Below are 21770 nucleotides of genomic sequence, written 5' to 3'. Positions count from 1 at the left end.
ACATCTTCATTTTTCGATGTCAACTAAGTTTTTCAATTTCTTTTTTGTCGTTTTCTGCGTTTCCGCATCAGCGACGGTTATTAATATATCATGTAGAAAAATGAAATGCAATAGTTTTTCTAATAAAATTTTTAACTTAGTAAAAAAGCATAAAAACAGCAACTTTCTTCTATATAAGTATAGTTTTTTAATCTGGCATCCACTTAACGAGCAATAATCTCGCTTTCCTTTTAATAGAAGGTTTCTCTCCCCTCAAATAAAGAAATAAAAAAAGCTTTGGAGAAATCTCCAAAGCTTAGTCTTGTTTATGGCGCATAGCTGGGAATAATAGTACGTCACGAATAGATGGTGCGTTTGTTAATAACATAACAAGACGATCAATACCGATTCCTAACCCACCCGTAGGAGGCATACCGTACTCAAGAGCTTCGATATAATCATCATCCATCATGTGAGCTTCGTCATTACCTTGCTCGCGCTCTTTTAGTTGAGCTTCAAAACGTTCTTTTTGATCGATTGGATCATTTAACTCAGTGAATGCATTTGCATGTTCACGCGCAACGATAAATAACTCGAAACGATCTGTGAATCGTGGATCTTCGTCATTCTTTTTCGCAAGTGGCGAAATTTCTACCGGATGACCGTAAATAAATGTTGGTTGGATTAATTTATCTTCTACTTTTTGTTCGAAGAACTCATTAATAATATGACCAACTTCCATTGTATTCTTAATTTCCACATTATGTTCTTTTGCAAGTTCACGCGCTTCTTCTACACTCATTGGATTCCAGAAATCTGCTCCAGAGTGTTGCTTAATTGCATCTACCATATGAAGACGTGTCCATTCTGGATCTAGATTAATTTCATAATCACCATATTGGATTGTTGTTGTACCCAATACTTTTTTCGCGATATGAGCAACCATATTTTCTGTTAGTTTCATAATATCATTATAATCAGCGTACGCTTCATATAATTCAATCATCGTAAACTCAGGGTTATGACGAGTTGATACACCCTCATTACGGAATACACGGCCGATCTCATAAACCTTTTCTAATCCACCCACAATAAGACGTTTTAAATGAAGTTCAATTGCGATACGCATATATAATTCCATATCTAACGCATTATGGTGTGTAGTGAAAGGACGAGCAGACGCTCCACCTGCAATCGCGTGCATCATAGGCGTTTCCACTTCAAGATAACCGTTGTCATCTAAGTATCTTCTCATTTCACGAATGATTTTACTACGGGTAACGAACGTTTCACGGCTTTCCATACTTGTAATTAAGTCCAAGTAACGTTGACGATAGCGTTGTTCAACATCTTTTAATCCATGGTATTTATCCGGTAATGGACGAAGGGATTTCGTTAAAAGTGTAAATCCTATTGCTTTTACTGAAAGTTCTCCAACGTTTGTTTTGAACACTTTACCTTCAATACCTACTAAGTCACCTAAATCTGCTGTCGTAAATAACTCGTACTCTTCATCTCCAACAGTATCTTTACGAACATAAATTTGAACTTGCCCCTGTAAATCTTGAATATGCGCAAATCCCGCTTTTCCTTTACCGCGTTTTGTCATAATACGACCAGCGATAGAAACAGTGATTTCTTTCTCTTCTAATTCTTCTTTAGAGAATTCTCCATATAGACTTACTAAGTCAGTTGTTGAATTTGTGCGTTCAAATCGTTTACCGAACGGATCGATTCCTTGCTCACGTAAATTATGTAGCTTTTCACGACGAACAAGCAATTGGTCGTTTAATTCTTCGTGGTTCATGTTATCCATGATATTAATATCACTCCAGCTCTATTAATTTTTACAATATATACAGTATAGCATTTTCTACTCAACTAGAAAAACTGCCAGCAACTAACTGGCAGTTCTTCTTTCTTTCACGTAATTATAGGAAGTGTATAGAAGAATGTCAATCTCCTATGCCCCCGTATTAACCAACATAAATTGTTTGTTGTTTCGCTTCTACTTCTTCTACAAATGCACCTAATACATTCGCAAGGTCTTCACGTGTGTCGCAAGTATTGATACCATTACGCACACTCGCATTACCACGAACACCTTTTAAATACCAAGCTGCATGCTTTCTCATCTCTCTTACAGCAACATTTTCGTTCTTTAAATCGATAAGACGATCTAGATGCAACATACATACATCAATTTTCTCACGCACTGTTGGTTCCGGCATTAACTCACCTGTCTCTAAATACTTTACCGTACGATAAATCATCCACGGATCTCCAAGAGCAGCGCGACCAATCATAACACCATCTACACCAATTTCATCAAGCATACGCTTTGCATCTTGTGGTGTTTCGACATCACCATTTCCGATAACCGGAATATTTACAGCCTGCTTTACTTGTTTAATAATATTCCAATCCGCTTTACCTTCATACATTTGCACTCGTGTACGCCCATGAACAGCTATCGCTTGTCCACCAGCACGCTCAACAGCTCTAGCATTTTCTATTGCGAAAATATGTTCTTCATCCCAACCAATACGCATTTTAACTGTAACTGGCTTTTCAACAGCATCTACAACCGCCGCTACCATCTCATATATTTTATTTGGGTCTAAAAGCCACTTTGCTCCTGCATCACACTTAGTGATTTTCGGTACTGGGCACCCCATATTAATATCAATAATGTCTGCTGTCGTATATTTATCTACGTATTTCGCAGCATCTACAAGAGTTTCTTTCTCTCCACCAAAAATTTGTAAACTTAATGGCTTTTCTCTCTCATCGATATATAACATATCTAATGTTCTTTTGTTATTAAGTAATATTGCCTTATCACTTACCATTTCAGCACAAACTAAACCTGCACCAAATTCTTTTACCGTCAAACGGAATGCAGAGTTACACACTCCCGCCATCGGTGCTAGTACAACTGGATTTTTCATCTCAATATTTGCAATCTTTAACACCCGACTTACTCCTTCCTTTACGGTCACTTTGGCATCAATTCGTCTATTGAAACGTTTAATGTTTTAGCGACTTCTACTACAAAATCTTGGGAAGGTGATCTATTGCCCCTCTCAACTTCACCTAAAACCGATACAGATACCCCTAATTCTTTCGCAAAACCTTCTTGCGTATAGCCTTTTAGCTTTCGAAAAGCACGAATGCGTCTTCCCCATTTTTCTGCTTCCATACCGTTACTCCCTCTCGCCTTTTCATTTCTTCTACTTGTGAACGTGAAATGTCTTGTTTTATATCTTGATTGATTTCTAACAACGGAACGATAACAAAAGCTCTTTCGAACATCCGCGGATGCGGAACAATAAGATTCTCTGCTTCAATATTTTCTTGATTATATAGTAAAATGTCAAGGTCGATGGTCCTCGGGCCCCATCTAATTTCCCTTTTTCTTCCTAGGTCATTCTCTACCCTTTGTGTTACTTTCAATAATTCTTGCGGTGATAAATTGGTAGAAATTTTTATAACTAAATTTAAAAAGCAATTTTGGTCAGTATAGCCAACCGGATCAGTTTCATATACAGACGAAACATCATCAACTTGGATATGCTGGTTTTTATTTAAAAACTGAATTGCTTCAGTTAAATAAGTATAACGCCCCCCAATATTGGAACCTAATGCAATGTACGCTATATTATTCATGGACGCTCTCTCGTAATTTCTACCGCTACAGCACGATAATGTCCTGGTATCGGCGGATCCGGTTTAATTACCTTAATTGTACACCGTGAAATACCCTCATATTGTTTCAATATATCTGTAGCGATATTTTCAGCGATACTCTCTACAAGCTTATACGTTCTATCTTCAACAACTTTTCTACACAGCTCAAAAAGTTCCCCGTAATTGACAGAATGCTCTAAGTCGTCACTTTCTCCTGCGCGTTTTAAATCCAACTCCACCGTTAAATCTACTTTAAATCTCTGACCTAATTTATTCTCTTCTGGGAATACACCATGATAACCGTAAAACTCCATATCATGGATATAAATTTTATCCAATTACTTTACCCCCTTACCAATCATCGCGTCCATCATCTTAGCCATACGCGCCATTTCTTTCACATCATGAACACGGATAAACTCACAGCCCTTTTCAATACCAAGACAAACGGTAGCTCCCGTTCCTTCAAGACGTTCCTCCACTGGTAAATCTAACACATGGCCAATAAAGGACTTTCTTGAAGTACCTAAGAGAACTGGGTAACCCAGTACATTTAACTGTTCTAAATTGCGCATCGCTTCTAAATTTTGCTCAGGTGTTTTCGCAAAACCGATACCTGGGTCTAAAATAATATTCTCATCTCGCACACCAGCATCTTTAGCAATTTTAATACTTTCATACAAATCAGCAATCATATCGGCCATTAAATTGCGGTAATTCATATTATCTCGGTTATGCATTAAGATAATAGGCACATCATAATAGGCTGCAACTTCAGCAATCCTCGGTTCCGCCTTCGCTCCCCAAATATCATTAATAATATGAGCACCAGCTTCAATCGCTTGTTTCGCAACCTCAGCTTTATACGTATCAATAGAAATAGGTAGCTTTACTTCTTTTGACACTGCCTGAATCATTGGAACAACTCGCTTTATTTCCTCTTCTACTGAAACTTTAGCGAAACCCGGACGGGTAGATTCGCCGCCAATATCAATAATATGGACACCTTCACTTTTCATTTCTTTCGCATGTCGCACCGCAGCATCTACTTCGTTGTAACTCCCACCATCAGAAAATGAATCTGGCGTTACATTTAAAATCCCCATAATTAATGTCTTTTCATTTAAGTTCAATGTATATTCGCCGCAGCGCAAATCATAATCCCACTTCAAACTACACATCTCCTCTTCGCAATTCATTTCTGCTCCACAATTTCTCTCTCTGCACTCCATAAAGATCCATAAGTCTTTTTGTAACCACTCCCACTTTACCCGGGAAATCTTTCTCCTCTATACGATAAAGGGGGACAATCTCTTGAATAGAGTTCGTTACGAACACTTCATCCGCTGAAAGCAATTCATCTTTTGTAAAGAAACCTTCCTTTACTTCTATATCTAGCTCTTCAGCAGCCTTTATAATAAACGCACGAGTGATTCCGTTTAAAATCCCTGTTTCTAATGAAGGAGTATATAAAATATCTCCTTTAACAAAAAAGAGATTCGAAACAATACCCTCTGCAACATAACCTGTTTCGGTAAGAAAAATACCTTCCTTATTCACAACATTTCCAATTTCGCGTTTCCCTAAAATATTATTTAAATAATGATGGGACTTCAAGCGAAATGCACCCTCTGGTGTATTTCTCACTTGCTTTAAAATAACTCCTTCTTTTTCCACTACATTCCCTGGAGCTGCTAAAGGTTTTATAAAAACAATAACAGACGGTTCTTCATATACTTCCGTTTGTAATCCTATTTCATCTATACCCGCCGATACATTTAAGCGCACATATGCATGCTTTAACCCATTCTTAACAAGTAGATTCTTTAAAATAAGCATCACTTCATCTTTTGTCATTGTCCATTTGATTTGCAATATATCGAGCGCATCCATTAAGCGTTCATAATGATCATCCAATAAAAAGAGATGACCATTATAAATACGAAATGTCTCAAAAACCCCAAGTCCATATAGGTAACCGTGGTCATAAGGAGAAATTTTCGCTTCACTCGCTTCTACATACGCGCCATTTACGTAAATTAACACGATGTCACACTTGGGCTATATTTGCGAATGAAATTCTGTAGCAATTCTTTCCCGTGAGAAGTCATAATAGATTCCGGATGGAATTGTACCCCTTCAATCGGCAACGTTTTATGACGAAGCGCCATAATTTCACCTTCTTCAGTCCAAGATGTTATCTCTAAACAATTCGGTAACGTCTCTTTTTTAACGATAAGAGAGTGATACCGTGTCGCGGTAAATGGATTTGGGATATCAGAAAAAATCGTCTGCCCATCATGATGCATTAAAGATGTTTTTCCATGCATCAAACGCTCTGCCCTGACAACATCCCCTCCAAATACTTGTGCAATTGATTGATGTCCAAGACAGACCCCAAAAATCGGAAGCTTACCTGCAAAATATTTAATAACATCCATACTGATTCCCGCCTCATTAGGACTACATGGACCTGGCGAAATCATTAAAAAATCCGGTTTCATATTCTCAATATCCGAAATAGTCACTTCATCATTACGCCTAACAACAAGCTCTTGTCCAAGTTCTCCAAGAAACTGCACTAAATTAAATGTAAAAGAATCATAATTATCAATCATTAATATCATTTCTCTCACCTAACCGTTTCTTCGCTACTTTCTTTTGCACGCCATAAAGCGATTGCTTTTTTTAACGACTCTTTATATTCATTTTTTGGATTTGAATCAATTACAATACCCGCTCCAGCTTGCACATGCGCTTGTCCATCTTTAGCAAGTAGTGTTCGGATTACAATATTCAATTCCGTATCTCCAGAATAACCAATCCAACCAATTGACCCTGTATAAATTCCTCGGCGAACAGGTTCTAATTCTTCAATAATTTCCATCGTACGTATTTTCGGGGCACCGGTAATTGTCCCACCAGGAAATACAGCCTTCACCAAATCGAAAGCATCTTTATCTGCTTCCACCTCACCACGCACATTAGAAACAATATGCATAACGTGTGAGTATTTTTCAATCACCATAAATTCATCTACTTCAACAGTGCCATATTTACAAACCCGGCCCAAGTCATTTCGTTCTAAATCCACAAGCATTACATGCTCTGCTCTTTCCTTTTCATTTTCAATTAATTCTTTCGCTAATTCTTCATCCTCTTGCTCACTTGCTCCTCGAGAGCGCGTACCAGCAATCGGTCTTGTACTCACTTCTTTTCCTTGCTTTTTAATTAGCAATTCAGGCGAAGCACTAACAATTTGAAAATCTCCAAACTCCAAGTAACCCATATATGGAGATGGATTAATTTCACGAAGACTTGTATATATTTCTAGTGGATGTGTTTGTAATGTTCTTTCTTGTCTTGTCGACAAGTTTACTTGAAACACATCACCCGCTCCAATATATTCTTGAATACGTTCAACGGCCTTCATAAAGCCCTCTTCCGTAAAAGCGACTGCTTCATTTTTCTTTTCAGGAGATTCAAACGGCATAGTCACTTCGGGGGCTTCTTTCATCCAAAGACCCTTCCATTCATTTAATCGTTCTTCTGCCTCTTCACACTCATCTACATAATGCGTAATAATCCATAATACTCTCTCCTGTTGATCATACACAAACACGTCATCAAATAACAAAAAGAATATGTCAGGTATATTAATATCATCCTTCGCAAGAGAAGAAAGTTTTTCAATATAACGGATACAATCATAACTAAAGTATCCAATTGCCCCACCTTGAAAAGGTGGGTACTCCGGATTATAATCCGTTTTCCATTTCTCCATATACGCTTGCATTAAATCTAACGGATTCCCTCGCTTTATTGTTTCCTTACCACTTTCACTTATATGTAGCGTCTCATTCTTACCCTGAATTACCGCTACTGGATCCAGCCCAACAATATTATAACGACCACCACGTCCACTTTCTAACAAAATATGTTGCGGCTTATCCTGAGAAAGAAATTTATATTGCTTAAAGAAATCTAACTGATATGGAATAGAAAGCGCTAAAGATTTTCTTCGTTGCATATCAACACCCCGTCTTCTGTTATCCCACCCTCTTAAGCCAATCAAATCAAACTACATAAAATTATTTATATAGAGAATGATTATACTTGAGGGCTAGTGAAAATAAATTAATTATACTACTTCTTATTTTACATGAAGTTTTCTAGTCATTCACTCTTTTCCTTTTTCCAATCAAAAAAGAAAAAGCATCCTTTTTTAAGGATGCTTTTCAAATCACATTCACTTATGACTCAAATTGATAAAGTGGTGTACTTAAATAACGTTCACCGTTACTTGGGATAATAACAAGTACCTTTTTCCCTTTACCTAATTTCTTCGCAACTTCTGTCGCTGCATAAACGACTGCTCCCGAAGAGATACCAACTAAAATACCTTCTTCTTTAGCCACTCTTCTCGCATATTCGAACGCTTGCTCCGTTTTCACTTGAATAATTTCATCATATACCTCTACATCCAATGTCTCCGGAACAAACCCCGCTCCAATTCCTTGAATCTTATGTGGGCCTGGCTTTCCACCAGATAATACTGGTGAATCCGCAGGTTCTACCGCGTAAATTTTGATATCTTTATAAGCCTCTTTCAGCACTTCACCGGCACCTGTAATTGTTCCACCTGTACCAATACCTGCGATAAACGCATCTAATTGATCCCCCATCTGTTCAACAATTTCTGGACCTGTTGTTATACGATGGATTTCTGGATTCGCTTGATTTTGGAACTGTTGTGGTATAAAGTACCCATGTTCTTCTGCTAATTCAGTTGCCTTTCGAATTGCTCCGCCCATTCCTTCAGGTCCTGGAGTCAATACTAATTCAGCACCGTAAGCGCGTAATAAATTACGACGCTCAATACTCATTGTTTCTGGCATTACTAAAATTGCCTTATATCCTTTAGCAGCTGCTACCATCGCTAAGCCAATACCTGTGTTACCACTTGTCGGCTCAATGATTGTATCGCCCTCTTTTAATAATCCTTTATTTTCAGCATCTTCAATCATAGCTAACGCGATACGATCTTTAACACTGCTCCCCGGATTCATAAATTCTAATTTTAAGTATACATCTGCGCTGTCTGATTCTACGATGCGGTTCAACTTAACGATCGGCGTTTTCCCGATTAATTCTGAAACTGATTGTGCCACTCGCATTCCTGTCACTCCTAACACCGAGTATTTTTATTGGTTTTATCTATATTTAGATTTTGTCAGAAAATTCCCTATTTGTCAATCTATTTGGGCGGCTGATTCTCCACCTAAACTTCTTTATTACAGCTTCTCAATTAGACTTGTAATATCTTCTTTAGCGAATTTATGTCGTTCATTACAGAAGTGACAGTGAACTTCCGTCTCTTCTTCTTCTGCACGAATTTGTTCTAACTCCGCTTTACCTAAACTAATTAGCACACTTTCAATACGCTCACGTGAACATGTACAATTAAATTGAACATCCATTGTTTCTAGCACTTTCACTTTATCTTCTCCAAGCACTTCATACAGTAATTCTTCTGGAGAAAGACCTTGTTCGATTAATTGTGATACCGGTGGGATTTGTTGAAGACGCTCTTCAATAAATGAAATTGTTTCTTCCTGCGCACCTGGCATAATTTGAAGAATGAATCCACCCGCCGCTAATACGCTATCATCTCCATTTACAAGAACACCAACACCTACAGAAGAAGGTGTCTGCTCAGAAACCGCGAAATAATATGTGAAATCTTCCCCTAGTTCTCCTGAAACAATGGGAGATTGACCAATAAACGGTTCACGCATACCGATATCTTTAATTACCGTTACAAATCCTTCTGTACCTACCGCTTGATATACACGTAATTTTCCTTGTTCCGTTCCTTCAAAATCAACATGCGGATTCGTTACATAACCACGTACATCCCCATTTGCATGAGCATCGACTAAAATAGGACCAATCGGGCCGTTACCCTCTACTTTAATCGTTAACTTCTGCTCGCCTTTTAACATAGCACCCATCATTGTACCCGCAGTTAAAGAACGACCAAGTGCCGCTGAAGCTGTTCTCCATGTATCATGACGCTTTTGCGCCTCACTTACTGTATTTGTTGTACGTACACTATAAGCACGAACCTCTCCATTAAACGCTAACGCTTTTACTAAATAATCTTTCATACTTATTTATTCACCCTTCTCATGTTGTAAATTTGCATTACGCTCATATAACATATACAAACCTTTTAACGTTAAAAACGGATCTACAATATCAATTACATTTGATTCTTCTGAAATCAATTTTGCTAATCCACCTGTTGCAATAACTTTCGGTTCTTGCTTAGCTTCTTCCTTCATACGCTTAACAATACCTTCCACTTGTCCAACGTATCCATAAAGAATACCTGATTGCATTGCACTTACTGTATTCTTCCCGATAACACTACCCGGTTTTGTAATTTCAATACGAGGAAGCTTTGCTGCCCTGCTATATAAAGCCTCTGCCGAAATCATAATTCCTGGCGTAATGACGCCACCCATATAATGCTTCTCTTCGTTAATATAACAATATGTAGTAGCCGTACCAAAATCAACAATAATAAGCGGACTTCCATATAAGTGGATTCCTGCTACTGCATTTACAATTCGGTCCGCGCCTACTTCACGTGGATTTTCATATTTAATATTCAAACCAGTTTTTATCCCAGGCCCCACTACAAGCGGTTTAATTTTAAAATACTTTTCACACATACGCTCTAAAGCGAACATAATTGGCGGTACGACTGAAGACACAATAATACCTTTCACATCTTCAAAAGAAAGACCTTCATGCTCAAGTAACTGCTTTACAAGCATCCCATACTCATCTTCTGTTTTATGACGATCTGTTTCCATGCGCCAATGTTGACGAAGTTCTCCCTCTTCAAACACACCTAGTACCGCATTTGTGTTCCCTACATCCAATACAAAAATCATATTCTCACCACTTATCTTATTTAATCTATATTTGCGCAGTATGTATAAAACTTATAAAAACATCATATCACACATACTTATATAATCAGTTTTTCTATACTCATCATTGTACAAAAAGATTACTCTCTATTTCAATTTTTAATACTAGTTTCATTCAATTTTTTTTGCCACTTAAATTCATTCCACAAAAAAAAGGAGTGACTATTGTCACTCCTTTTTTTCTTACTTATCTTCTGTATCTTCATCGTCTTTCTTCATATTGATGTTTACTTTCACATCATCTGAAGATGTTGGACGCTCAGGTAATCTGCCATAATCATATAAATGATTAATTTGCTCTGCATCTAATGTTTCTACTTCAAGTAACGTTTTCGCGATAATATCAAGCTTATCTCGTTTTTCAGTAAGAATTTGTTTCGCACGAGCATAACAGTCTTTAATAATTATTTGCATTTCCACATCAATTTCATGCGCGATTGCATCACTGTAGTTTTGTTCTGAATGGAAGTCTCTTCCTAAGAATACCTGACCACCTTGTGAGCTACCAAATTGCATCGGTCCAAGCTTATCACTCATCCCGAATTCTGTAACCATACGTCTTGCAATACCAGTCGCACGTTGGAAGTCGTTGTGAGCACCTGTACTTGCTTCACCAAATACAATCTCCTCAGCTACTCGACCACCAAGTAAACCAGTGATTTTATCAAGTAACTCTGGTTTTGTCATGAAGTAACGATCTTCCTTCGGAAGCATTACCGCATATCCACCAGCTTGACCACGAGGGACAATTGTTACTTTATGAACGATATCTGCTTCATCAAGGACAACACCAATTACAGTATGGCCAGCCTCATGGAATGCAACGATATTACGTTCTTTTTCAGAGATAACGCGACTTTTCTTAGCTGGACCTGCAATAACACGATCCGTCGCTTCATCGATGTCACTCATATCAATTTTCTTCTTATCTTGACGCGCAGCTACTAAAGCAGCTTCGTTTAATAAGTTTTCAAGATCGGCACCAGAGAATCCTGGTGTACGAGTTGCAATTGCTCTTAAGTTGACATTCTCATCAAGCGGTTTATTACGAGCGTGTACCTTAAGTACAGCTTCACGACCATTTACATCTGGACGATCTACTGTAATTTGACGGTCAAAACGACCTGGACGTAATAACGCTGGATCAAGAATATCAGGACGGTTTGTCGCAGCGATGATAATAATACCTTCATTTGCACCGAATCCATCCATTTCAACAAGCAATTGGTTCAACGTTTGTTCACGCTCATCATGACCACCGCCAAGACCCGCGCCACGTTGACGTCCTACTGCATCAATTTCATCAATGAAAATGATACAAGGAGCATTTTTCTTTGCATTTTCAAATAAATCACGTACACGGGATGCACCGACACCGACGAACATCTCTACGAAGTCAGAACCACTAATAGAGAAGAACGGAACGCCTGCTTCACCTGCAACAGCACGTGCTAGTAAAGTTTTACCTGTACCTGGAGGTCCCACTAATAGAACACCCTTCGGAATACGGGCACCAACTTCAGCGAACTTACGAGGGTCTTTCAAGAATTCAACTACCTCAACAAGTTCTTGTTTCTCTTCATCCGCTCCAGCAACATCTCTGAAACGAATTTTTTTCTTTTCATCATTGTATAGCTTCGCCTTACTTTTCCCGAAGTTCATAACACGGCTACCGCCGCCCTGAGCTTGGTTTAATAAGAAGAAGAATAAAATGAAGATAATGACAAACGGAATGATAGAAGTAAAGAACGTTACCCAAGCACTTGTTTCTTCTGCTGGTTGATACTTAACTTCAGCCCCTTGCGCTTTATCATTAATTTTCTTTTGTAATTCCTCAGTATTTGGTGCATAAGTAACAAATTGTTCTCCTTGGCTAGAAGTCTTGAATTGTCCCTTTACCTCAAACACACCATTTTTCGGTTGAAGCTGCACATTACGCACTTCACCTTTTTCAAGTTGAGTAATGAATTTATCGTAGCTAACTGATGTCGTTTTTTGCGTCGAACCATTAAAATAGCTCACGATTCCAATTACTACTAAGAATATCAGTAAATAAAAGATGGTATTACGGAAGATACGATTCATTCCTAACCTCCTCTCACGGCATAAACACTATAGTAAATCGTAACACAAAAAAAATTTCCTATACAATTGTAACGCCTATATTTAATTAATTTGAGTAAACACTTGGTTTTAATACTCCTACATAAGGAAGATTACGGTACTGCTCTTTATAATCTAATCCATATCCTACAACAAATTCATGAGGAACAGTAAATCCAACATAATCTGCTTTCAGATCAACCTTACGGCCTGTTGGCTTATCTAATAAAGTAACAATTTTTACAGATTTCGCTTTACGATATTTAAACAGATCCACTAAATAGCTTAGTGTAAGACCGCTATCAATAATATCTTCAACGATTAAAATATCGCGACCTTCTACCGAAGTATCAAGATCTTTTAAGATTTTTACTTCGCCTGTCGAAACTGTAGAGTGACCGTAGCTAGATACAGCCATAAAATCCATTTCAAGATATGTATCTGTTCTCTTTAATAAATCTGCCATAAATGGCATTGCACCCTTTAGTACACCAATCGCAAGAGGTACTGTATTTTTGTAATCCTCTGCAATAACTGCACCTAGTTCGTGCACCTTTTCTTGTATTTGTTCTTCAGAAATTAATACTTTTTCGATATCTTGATTCATCATTTCATTATCCTCCCGGAAGACTCCTTGCTTTTGTAGTGAATAATCATGTATTTACCCTTCTTTGCTAGCTCTTTCGAAGTAGCAAACGCAGATCGTTTCAACAAGGGTACCCAAATAATATTTCCACTTGCGTCACAAACGATCGGCCATTCTTCTCTTTTTTCTTTTGGTACTTTTGCTTCGATAAAAACAGCTTTTATCTTTTTTGTACCATCCATACCTTGCATTGACATGCGATCTCCATTTTCTCTAGACCGAATACGAAGTGGATACGATATATCATTATACTTAGCAACAAATACTGTTTCATTCATGTTACTCGGTATATCTTCGCTCACCTCTGTTACAAGTTTATCCCCATTCGGCAATATAATTGTCCCAGGTACTGATAAATCTTGCGAAAAAGGAGAAACAATTTCTTGTTTAAATCCAAAACCACATTCTTCGTATGTGCGAACAATTTTCAAACCACCTGGAAAATCTAGTGAACCTGAAGGTTGTGCCCGCTTAAAAAATTCAATCACCTTGTCAATATGTATAGAAGAAAGCGAAGATGGAATCTTATATTCATAAAGATAGTTTAATATTAGTTGAATCCCTCTTCTTTGTAAAGGCATAGACATGGATTCAAAGGCAGGAATTGATAAGCTAATTTGTTTATCGCTTTTTTTTGTAATTACTTTATTCATTTTCTCAAAAGCTAATTCCTGCAAATAAGCCTCATCCTCTTGCATCTGCACGCTAAATTTTTGAAATTTCTCATGCATTTGTGGATTTTCTTCTTTCAAATAAGGAAGGACATATTTACGTAATCGATTCCTTGTATATACTTCTTTTTTATTACTCGGATCTATACGCGGAATAACTTTTAATTTATTACAGTAATCAACAATTTCTTCCTTAGTTACCCCAAGTAACGGCCTAATTAAATATCCATTATGAAAAGATCGCTTCACTGCAATTCCTGCGTATCCTTTCGGAGTACTCCCTCGTACAAGGCGCATTAAAATCGTCTCTACTTGATCATCTCCATGGTGACCAAGAGCTACATATCTCGCATCATATTTCTTCATTATTCTTTCCAAAAATGCATATCTGCATTCTCTAGCTGCAACTTGTGCATTCATTCCATATTGCTGTTGATATTGCGACACATTAATCCTTAGCGTTTCACAAATAACTCCTAGCTCTTTGCAAAGACCCTGTACAAACTGTAAATCCTCATAAGATTCATTACCTCTAAACATATGGTCCACATGTGCTACTACAATTTCTAGCTGTTTTTCTGCCCTTTTTTCTAACAAATAATATAAAAGAGCCAAAGAGTCAGGACCACCAGAAACCCCTACAACAATTGTTGAATGTTTCTTTAATACATCATGCTTCTTTACAAAGTCATCTACTTTTTCAACAAATGCATCTTTCAACTTCGCAATCACCTTTCATTAAACAAGAACAACAACATTAGTTACCTTGTATATAATGGTACAACTTTTACAAACATTGTGCAAAAAAAAGATGTACAAAATCCATATTTTTATCTTACATCCCTCCTGTATATTTAAAAAAGTAATCACATTACCTTTTTAATCAAAAAAACCTAGGCATCTACCTAGGTTTTTTGATTATTTTATTGCGCCTGCATTCCTACTATTGGAATCGTAGCCCACTTCGGCATATTTTTCTTTACTTTCGCCACCACAATAGTCATATCATCATTTATATAACCATCACCAGAGCGAATTACTTCTTCCATAATGATATCAGCGATTTCCTGTGGGTCCTCTGTTTGTAGTTCTTTAATTTTACGTTTTATCCATAATTCGTGATTCTCCACATGTTGCGCTCCCTCAAAGATGCCGTCACTCATCATGATAAGAAGATCACCCGTTTTTAATTGCTCACCAACCACATCAACTTCAACATCTTCAATAATTCCCATCGGCAAATTACTTGCCTCAATTTTCAAAATATTATTTCCGCGTTTAACAAAACTCGGCGTCGATCCAATCTTTAAAAACTTCGCACTCGCATCCCGCAAATCTACCATAGCTAAGTCAAGCGTTGTATACATCTCCTCTGTCGTCCTTAAAGAAAGAATCGAATTGATGGACTTAATCGCTATTTCTTCATCAATTCCTGATTGAAGTATCTTTTGTAATAATTTTACCGTTTCCCTACTCTCCATATGAGCCCTTTGTCCATTTCCCATACCATCACTAATCGCAAGTGCATATTTACCAACGCTCAAATCCATCATCGCGTAGGAATCACCTGAAATAAACCCACCACCTTTTGCAGCAGTGGCCAATCCTGTATCAAGAGAATATGTCTTCGCTGAACCAAATGATATTAAACTGTACCCATTTGGATATGAGGATTTCTCTTCATGCTTAACGACGATATTCTCTTTTAAAATATCTGAAAGCATTGGAGCAACCAACTTCTCACATTCCCCATGTTCATTAGATGCAGCCGGAATCAACATTTCAATATCAATACTTCCTCTATCTAAACAATAAATATCAACATGCTCCACTTCGACACCAAAATCACGAAACGCTTGTAAAATTTGCTCCTCCTGCGCTTGATGGTTCTCTCTTTCTCGTTGTATCTCCTTAGCGAAATCCTCCATCACTTTTGATACACCTAGTAATTGCTCCGCTACAATTCTACGATTTTCCTTCATTTGTTTTCTTAATTTCTGCCCCTCATAGAAGTGATCTAATTCACCCGCTACTAAATCCGTTACTTTCTTCCCTCTCACACAATGCTTGTCCCATTCACGAACTAACTTCCGATTATGCTGCAGCGTTCCTTCTTCTGTTTCACTCATTATTTGTTTCATATAATCGTATGTTTTATCAAAATTAACTACCCAACATTGATCCTTCTTAAAGCATGTTTGACATGTTTTTGCAGTAATTGTACTTAAAAATAAATCAGCTTCTGTTTCTTTATCTTCCTCCTCCACATACCCGTATACAGAAAAGCTATTAGACAAAGCAGCAAATACATTAGCAAATTGATTGATTTTGTTTGCTGTAACATCGCGCACTCTTCTTAAATATTGTTGTTGATCCTGTGAATGTTCCTGTGTACCCGGCATAAATTTAGCAATACGATCCATGACAAGCTTCGGTGTTAATAAGAAGAAAACAATCGCTACACCAGATTCAATTAAAGTTGTTACAATACTTGTTTGCTTGTCTACATATAATGTAATTAAGCTTGTACCAATTAATAAACCTAAACTAACTCCTATACGCTTCCCTTCTTTTAACAATCCCCCAAGCAATCCTGAAAAGGCAAGGAGACTAAGTTGAGACAAGCTCGCCACATTTGCTAAACTTAATATTAACCCAGTGACAACTCCTACCGTGGACCCTGTAGCTGCCCCTGCAATAAAGGCAAATACTAATACTAAATATCTAGTGAAAATATGTTGAATAGAAGCATCATAAACAAACCAATCCGTTGTGCCCGTTAAAACAGATGCTAGTAATATAATTAAACAAACAATTTCTTCTGTTTCTAACGCTTGTTGCTTCCCTTTCCTTTCCACTAAAAGCGGAACACTTTGTAAAAATATCATCGTTAATACGAAGCTAAGCCCCGCTTCGATCGTACTGACGAGCAGATCATACATGGTGACGGTTTGCTGTGCAAAATATACAACAACTAAATGTGCGGTTAATGCGGAGATAAATACTTGGAATGGTACAAGTCCAACAGTTTTACGTGTAAACCGACTAAAGAAGATATTATAAATAAAGAAGGTAAAGATAGATGCAAAAGTAAAAAATAAATTATCTATTGAAACTGAAAGTGCTCCCCCCATTAGGGCTAAGAACGCGAGCGGCATTTTATCTCGCTTCATAACATAAACAGCAGCAAAAAACGGCAATGCAAACGGTAAAATGTTTGTTAATATATATGCTCGTCCCAAAAGAAAACCAATAACAGCAATAATGAATCCCCATCTAAAGAAAACTTTTTCAAACTTCATTCGCAACTTACTCGTCCACTTTATTGTTCCAAGCTGACTTTCATTCATCGCCAATGCACTTGTATTCATAGTATTCCTTCCTGCTTTAGGCATATTTTTAACACCACCTGCATAGTTTAATTACTGTTATTATAAAAGATGATTATTGGTTTTTTTGTCAAAACAACAGTTTTGACTTTTATAATCGTTCGACTTTTTATTCGAAATAAATCTACATATATACATAGTATTTAATTTATTTAAAGTTAGTTGAAAGAATGTTCAGAAAATATAGGGTGATTTTGTAGAAGTATTGTACGTCTTAATTTATATTTAACAAAAAAAGACCATGCAAATTTGCATGATCTTTTTAGATGACCCGTACGGGATTCGAACCCGTGTTACCGCCGTGAAAGGGCGGTGTCTTAACCACTTGACCAACGGGCCGTTAAATTAAATATAGCGGCGGAGGGGATCGAACCCCCGACCTCACGGGTATGAACCGTACGCTCTAGCCAGCTGAGCTACACCGCCATGTCGTCGTATTTAACGGACAATTAGTATATTACATCAGATATATTTTAAAGTCAATACATCTCAAAAACTTTTTTAAAAATATATTCTCTCACATAAAAAAGTACCCGAGTAATTACTCTGGGTACCTCTCTATATGTTAAGAATTAAACGGACTTATTATCCGCGACGTGCGCCACGGCCACCACGTTTAGATTCTGTGTTACGCTTTAAAGAAGTTAAACGATCTTCACTATCTTTTAAAAAGCGTGCCATCTTTTGCTCAAATGTTTCTTTTGGAGCTCGTTCGTTACCGCCACCGCGGTTATCTCTGTTGGAAGAACGATTATTACGTTGTGGACGTCCAGAACGTTGTTGATCACCACCACGTTGGTATTCACCGCGTGGACGATCTCCTTCTGTTTTTTCACGTTCTTTCGCTTTCTTAATAGATAGGCCAATTTTGCCATCTTTTTCAACATTGATAACTTTTACTTCTACTTGGTCGCCTACTTTTAAGTGATCGTTAATATCTTTCACATAATTATCAGCAACTTCACTAATATGAACAAGACCTGTTAAGCCTTCTGGCAGCTCCACAAAAGCCCCAAAATTTGTAATACCTGTTACTTTACCCTGTAACTTGCTGCCTACCTCGATTGACATAAAAAAAATGCTCCTCCTTAGTGGTTAAAAAGTCAAATTTTACTTTATTATATATAATCCTAAAATACAGTGTCAATAAGACATACTCTACTTAGAAACAGGAAAAATTATCTCCCCTTTTCCGGAGAAGAAATAATCCCTTCTAGCAATCTTTAAAACGTACTCTTCATCATTCAACTTTTGAACTTCATCTTTTAGATTCTTTTCTTTTTTCGTTAATGAATCCAGTTCTTTTTTCATGTCCTTAACTTTTGCTTCTTTTGCTTTAATGGAACTGTTTTGTTGATAAAACGTCACACTAATACTAGCAATAATTGTAAAAGCAAAGACAAGAAAAACCGCTAAACGGCGATAAAGTCGCTTCCTGTTCTCATCCGTTTGTATTATATGTTCTTTAACAGGATTTGGACTCTGTTTGTCGATTGTTCTTTGTCTCAGTTCCCTCATTTCCGAGGTCCCCCTAACTTCTTTTTTATACGCACCCATAATTGGAAGATATGTCCCTTCAATTTTGCTACATATTGCAGGAACCCTACATGCTTCATTATAAAAAGTTTAACACGATTAGGGAGAAGTTTCCATATGAGCGAAGCAATAAACCGAACAGGCGAGAAAAAAACTTTCCATATGAAAAGTAATATCCAAATCACCATTTTCCATAACACATGTCCAATTGAAAGCAGTATACGAAATAAGAATAATATAAATGCAATAAATAGCTGTGCTATAATAATAACAGGTTTTATCATGAGTAGCTGTATAATTCGAACAAAAAATTGTGTTGTTTGTACAAAAATATAGATGAGAAAATTTAACATCTTCATGTATAGTGCTTTCAATAAGCTTTGATATGCTGCAAAACCACATAGTAACGCCAAAAATACATATATACGTAGTTCGGCTTCATTTACACGCAGTAATACATAAAAAACGAATAATGCTTGGACAATCCAAAATAGTATATCATGTATAAATACAAGCCAACGTTTACGCTCTTGGCGCTTTAAAAACCGTTGGTATGTATCTAAAGAAGCACCAATCCAAGCACCCATTCCAATCATCGAAAGCATTGTATACAACTGAATTGTTAGGCTCATTTAAACAACTTACTAAAGAAGCCTTTAGTTTTCTCCCCTTGGTTCTCATCAATATACAGCATTTCATGAACTTTCCCTTTAATTGATACAACACCCTTTTCTACATCTAAATTCTTCATTTGCAAATTTTGACCACGAATTGTTAAAAAACCCATTACAGTCTCGAGTAAAAACTCTTCGCTATCAAAACTCTCTACTTGCTTTACACCAGTAATGTCGATTACACGCCTGCCACGCATGATAATATCATGCTCTACAGAAACATTTTGTTGATTAGAAGACATAGGTGAGTAACCATTATTCACGAAAATCCCCCCATAGCTTTATACTAGCTAATAGTAATGTATGAAGGGCTAACCTATTTTAGAACAAGCCTTCTTCCGCTTTCACTTTTTCCTCACGAACGAGACTATACATGTTTGCTGCATCTTCTTTTTTAGTTGTTTCTTTCAATTCATTTACTTTCACAGTTACTATTTTTTGCCCGAAACGAATTGTTAATTCATCCTCTACCTTCACATCTGAACTCGCTTTTGCCACTTGGCCATTAATCGAAATTCTTCCTTGGTCAGACACTTCTTTTGCTAATGTTCTTCTTTTAATTAAACGTGATACTTTCAAAAATTTATCTAGACGCATATCAAATCCCCCTATTAACGCTCTGTTTGTTTTGCCTCTTCCCATAAAATATCTAACTGTTCTAATGATAAATCTTGCATTTCCTTATTCATTTCAGCTACTTTTGCTTCCATGTATAAAAAGCGATCCATAAATTTCTCATTAGTTGAACGTAACGCTTCTTCTGGATCTAATTTATAATGACGAGCTATATTCACAAATGCAAATAGTAAATCACCAAATTCACCTAGCATCTTTTTCTCATCCATGTTTACAACTTCTTGTTGGAATTCTTGCCATTCTTCTAAGGCCTTCTCTATCATCGGCTGCACATCAACCCAATCAAATCCAACCTTTCCAGCTTTCTTCTGAATTTCATAAGCACGCATTAGTTGTGGCAAGCTTTTTGGAATACCCGCTAAAACAGATTCTTTCACGAATCCCTTTTCTTGTTTTTTAATTTCTTCCCAATTTGCAATCACTTCATCAGCATTATTTACATCCGTATCCCCAAACACATGCGGATGACGACGAACCATTTTCTCAGCTAAAGTCCGAATAATATCATCTATAGAGAACCAACCTTCATCCTCTCCAATTTGGGCATGAAGCATAACTTGTAATAATATATCACCTAGTTCTTCTACTAAATGATCATCATCCTCTTCATCAATTGCTTCTAGCACTTCATACGCTTCTTCAATTAAGTATTTCTTTAAAGATTGATGAGTTTGCTTTTTATCCCATGGGCAACCATTCGGTCCACGAAGATCAGCAATAATTGCTCTAAGCACATCAAACTGCTGATATAAGGACGCACGTTCCTTAACCGGCGGTACATACACACTCGTTAAATTATTTAATTCTGTTTCGTGATCTAACATGTACAACGATACCTTTTTCACTTGCTCGAATGAAGTCCCTGCAGCTGTTACGATATACACTTCGTAATCATCTGGCAAAATCTCCATTAACGTTAGCTTCACATCTGAAGCAACGAATGCATCATACACTTGGCAAAAGATTAAATGTTGACGTAATTCTAATTGTCCTCTTTCAAATGATGTAGCATCAATTAATTGGAACCCTTCAATCGGATCAATTTTTAGACTTGCAAACATCGGATCAAGGAAACTTTGTCCACCTTCAATTCGCACTTCAATATTTGCTGCTTCTCCTTTTTCCAAAAGTAGCTGAACTGTTCTTTCTGCTACAAGCGGATGACCTGGAACGGCATAAATAATTTCTGCGCCTTTAGCTTGTTCTAACAATGTATTCCCAATTGCTTCATATACGATTTCAAATGTATCATGTGCCTCATATACATTATCAAAGGCCGTATACTTTATAGCTTCTTTCTCCAATTCTTCTATAACTGGGTGCTCCTTCGTTCTAACAAACATATGGTCTGCTTCTTTTATCTTTCGATATACACCCATCGTTAACTGATCTAACTCACCAGCACCTAATCCTAAAATAGTAATGATTCCACTCACAACCAG

General features: G+C 37.1%; 22 protein-coding genes and 2 tRNA genes. All 24 read right to left on the bottom strand.

Annotated features, from left to right (window positions below; all coding sequences use genetic code 11):
• Positions 1-295: 295 nt before the first annotated feature.
• Positions 296-1795, bottom strand: coding sequence for a lysine--tRNA ligase (gene lysS / locus MR066_RS25505; protein WP_242248891.1), 1500 nt, complete (start codon positions 1793-1795; stop codon positions 296-298).
• 160 nt (positions 1796-1955) lie between these two features.
• Positions 1956-2954: a tRNA dihydrouridine synthase DusB gene (dusB, locus tag MR066_RS25500; protein ID WP_002009708.1), complete on the bottom strand. Its 999-nt coding sequence runs from the start codon at positions 2952-2954 to the stop codon at positions 1956-1958.
• Between the two features lie 23 nt (positions 2955-2977).
• The gene (locus tag MR066_RS25495; RefSeq protein WP_002009706.1) at positions 2978-3181 is read right to left on the bottom strand and encodes a helix-turn-helix domain-containing protein; all 204 of its coding nucleotides are present in this window, start codon (positions 3179-3181) and stop codon (positions 2978-2980) included.
• Entirely contained in the window at positions 3133-3648 is a 516-nt protein-coding gene (folK, locus tag MR066_RS25490; RefSeq protein ID WP_242248890.1) for a 2-amino-4-hydroxy-6-hydroxymethyldihydropteridine diphosphokinase, read from the bottom strand. Before folK ends, MR066_RS25495 begins: the two co-directional genes overlap by 49 nt.
• Positions 3645-4007 (bottom strand): dihydroneopterin aldolase, encoded by a 363-nt coding sequence (gene folB, locus MR066_RS25485; RefSeq protein ID WP_017561797.1) that lies wholly within the window; start codon positions 4005-4007, stop codon positions 3645-3647. The genes folK and folB overlap by 4 nt, the downstream gene beginning before the upstream one ends.
• Positions 4008-4868 carry a dihydropteroate synthase gene (folP, locus tag MR066_RS25480; RefSeq protein WP_061689485.1) on the bottom strand — a complete coding sequence of 287 codons (861 nt, stop codon included), beginning with the start codon at positions 4866-4868 and terminating at the stop codon, positions 4008-4010.
• On the bottom strand, positions 4843-5715 hold the full coding sequence (gene pabC, locus MR066_RS25475) for an aminodeoxychorismate lyase (RefSeq protein ID WP_002091560.1): 873 nt from the start codon (positions 5713-5715) through the stop codon (positions 4843-4845). The genes folP and pabC overlap by 26 nt, the downstream gene beginning before the upstream one ends.
• On the bottom strand, positions 5709-6296 hold the full coding sequence (pabA, locus tag MR066_RS25470) for an aminodeoxychorismate/anthranilate synthase component II (protein ID WP_002029312.1): 588 nt from the start codon (positions 6294-6296) through the stop codon (positions 5709-5711). The genes pabC and pabA overlap by 7 nt, the downstream gene beginning before the upstream one ends.
• Before the next feature lie 5 nt (positions 6297-6301).
• Positions 6302-7699, bottom strand: coding sequence for an anthranilate synthase component I (gene trpE / locus MR066_RS25465; RefSeq protein WP_060750757.1), 1398 nt, complete (start codon positions 7697-7699; stop codon positions 6302-6304).
• Between the two features lie 223 nt (positions 7700-7922).
• Positions 7923-8846 (bottom strand): cysteine synthase A, encoded by a 924-nt coding sequence (cysK, locus tag MR066_RS25460; RefSeq protein WP_002130221.1) that lies wholly within the window; start codon positions 8844-8846, stop codon positions 7923-7925.
• A gap of 117 nt (positions 8847-8963) precedes the next feature.
• On the bottom strand, positions 8964-9839 hold the full coding sequence (gene hslO, locus MR066_RS25455) for a redox-regulated molecular chaperone HslO (RefSeq protein WP_002009693.1): 876 nt from the start codon (positions 9837-9839) through the stop codon (positions 8964-8966).
• Between the two features lie 6 nt (positions 9840-9845).
• Complete coding sequence (locus MR066_RS25450) at positions 9846-10634, bottom strand: type III pantothenate kinase (protein ID WP_002009692.1); 789 nt, start codon at positions 10632-10634, stop codon at positions 9846-9848.
• Positions 10635-10856: 222 nt separating this feature from the next.
• Positions 10857-12758, bottom strand: a complete 1902-nt coding sequence (gene ftsH, locus MR066_RS25445; RefSeq protein ID WP_002091565.1) for an ATP-dependent zinc metalloprotease FtsH — start codon at positions 12756-12758, stop codon at positions 10857-10859.
• Positions 12759-12843: 85 nt separating this feature from the next.
• The gene (gene hpt, locus MR066_RS25440) at positions 12844-13386 is read right to left on the bottom strand and encodes a hypoxanthine phosphoribosyltransferase (RefSeq protein WP_002124550.1); all 543 of its coding nucleotides are present in this window, start codon (positions 13384-13386) and stop codon (positions 12844-12846) included.
• Complete coding sequence (gene tilS / locus MR066_RS25435) at positions 13383-14813, bottom strand: tRNA lysidine(34) synthetase TilS (protein ID WP_002191385.1); 1431 nt, start codon at positions 14811-14813, stop codon at positions 13383-13385. Before tilS ends, hpt begins: the two co-directional genes overlap by 4 nt.
• A gap of 203 nt (positions 14814-15016) precedes the next feature.
• A complete protein-coding gene (gene spoIIE / locus MR066_RS25430; RefSeq protein WP_242248888.1) occupies positions 15017-17488 on the bottom strand; it encodes a stage II sporulation protein E in 2472 nt (823 codons plus the stop codon).
• A gap of 261 nt (positions 17489-17749) precedes the next feature.
• A tRNA-Glu gene (locus MR066_RS25425) sits at positions 17750-17821 on the bottom strand.
• Positions 17822-17834: 13 nt separating this feature from the next.
• Positions 17835-17908, bottom strand: a tRNA-Met gene (locus MR066_RS25420).
• 159 nt (positions 17909-18067) lie between these two features.
• A complete protein-coding gene (locus tag MR066_RS25415) occupies positions 18068-18553 on the bottom strand; it encodes a S1 domain-containing RNA-binding protein (protein WP_002009683.1) in 486 nt (161 codons plus the stop codon).
• Positions 18554-18640: 87 nt separating this feature from the next.
• On the bottom strand, positions 18641-19000 hold the full coding sequence (divIC, locus tag MR066_RS25410) for a cell division protein DivIC (protein ID WP_002091572.1): 360 nt from the start codon (positions 18998-19000) through the stop codon (positions 18641-18643).
• Positions 18997-19650 (bottom strand): spore cortex biosynthesis protein YabQ, encoded by a 654-nt coding sequence (yabQ, locus tag MR066_RS25405; protein ID WP_002091573.1) that lies wholly within the window; start codon positions 19648-19650, stop codon positions 18997-18999. Before yabQ ends, divIC begins: the two co-directional genes overlap by 4 nt.
• Positions 19647-19955: a sporulation protein YabP gene (gene yabP, locus MR066_RS25400; RefSeq protein ID WP_001059101.1), complete on the bottom strand. Its 309-nt coding sequence runs from the start codon at positions 19953-19955 to the stop codon at positions 19647-19649. Before yabP ends, yabQ begins: the two co-directional genes overlap by 4 nt.
• A gap of 58 nt (positions 19956-20013) precedes the next feature.
• Positions 20014-20289, bottom strand: a complete 276-nt coding sequence (locus MR066_RS25395; RefSeq protein ID WP_002009677.1) for an RNA-binding S4 domain-containing protein — start codon at positions 20287-20289, stop codon at positions 20014-20016.
• A gap of 14 nt (positions 20290-20303) precedes the next feature.
• A complete protein-coding gene (gene yabN, locus MR066_RS25390; RefSeq protein WP_242248886.1) occupies positions 20304-21764 on the bottom strand; it encodes a bifunctional methyltransferase/pyrophosphohydrolase YabN in 1461 nt (486 codons plus the stop codon).
• Between the last annotated feature and the right edge of the window lie 6 nt (positions 21765-21770).

The organism is Bacillus cereus group sp. BfR-BA-01523, from assembly GCF_022662615.1.
GTDB classification, from domain to species: Bacteria; Bacillota; Bacilli; order Bacillales; family Bacillaceae_G; genus Bacillus_A; species Bacillus_A mycoides.
The sequence above is the reverse complement of the archived record's forward strand: the minus strand, read 5'-3'. Positions and strand labels throughout refer to the sequence as shown.